This window comes from Thiorhodococcus mannitoliphagus (assembly GCF_010915725.1).
In the GTDB taxonomy this organism is placed as follows: domain Bacteria; phylum Pseudomonadota; class Gammaproteobacteria; order Chromatiales; family Chromatiaceae; genus Thiorhodococcus; species Thiorhodococcus mannitoliphagus.
Genome location: NZ_JAAIJR010000383.1, coordinates 1 through 805 on the forward strand (window position 1 = coordinate 1; position 805 = coordinate 805).

Genomic DNA, 805 nt, shown 5'->3' on the forward strand with positions numbered 1-805 from the left:
CACGGCAAATCCGTTCTAACCTGCAGGCGCTGATTGGGCGGCGCGGGGAGCGGAGTTTGCCGTCATGCCCAGATAGTCGCAGACACGACGGACTTTACGGGCGAGTTTGTCAATGGTTGCCGAGACGGAATCGTTCGATTTCGCTTTGATCAGCCCGATGGCGAAGCGGCGCAGGCGGGTGATGTTTTCGGGTCCGTGGCCGGTGCGGATGGTGCAGTGATCCTCGTCCCAGTTCCAGTCAAGGATCCAGTGATGAGCCTCGACACCCCAGTGCCCACGGTTAAAGCCGAGCAGACGCGCGGGATCGGCGCTGTCGGGGGTGTGATCAGTGACACCGTAGACCGTCTCGATAGAGACCTTGCCGGTCTTCTTCTCGATGGTGTGTCGCTCAATGGCGAAGATCTGACCGACGTGGGGGAAGTCGAGAGAGGCGTTCAGCGCCGTCGAGGTCCAAATGGAACGACGTTCGAGGCGCCCGTGGTGCAGGGACCAAGGCTCACGGAAATCCGCCTCGGCGCGCTCGGCGAAGTGCAGGCGGATATCGGCGCTGAGCGTCGGTTGGTTGTCCTTGGCGGTGAAGAGAAAATGCGCACCGCGTTCGACCAGATACTCGGCGAGCTTGCGCTGGGTGAGCAGGGCGTCGGCGGTGATGGTCTTGCCGGCGATGTCGAGCGGTTCGAGCACCGGGATCGCCATCCCGATCTCGTTGGTACGCTTGAGTTCATCGCTGCCATCGACAGGCAGAGAGGCGACTTTTTTTTGGGTGTGACAGCGCTGCGTTTGATGTCCGACGACACCGAGGATA

General features: G+C 61.4%; 1 protein-coding gene. It reads right to left on the reverse strand.

Annotated features, from left to right (window positions below; all coding sequences use genetic code 11):
• Positions 1-15: 15 nt before the first annotated feature.
• The gene (locus G3480_RS27010) at positions 16-804 is read right to left on the reverse strand and encodes an ISAs1 family transposase (protein WP_420824647.1); all 789 of its coding nucleotides are present in this window, start codon (positions 802-804) and stop codon (positions 16-18) included.
• Position 805 lies beyond the last annotated feature (1 nt).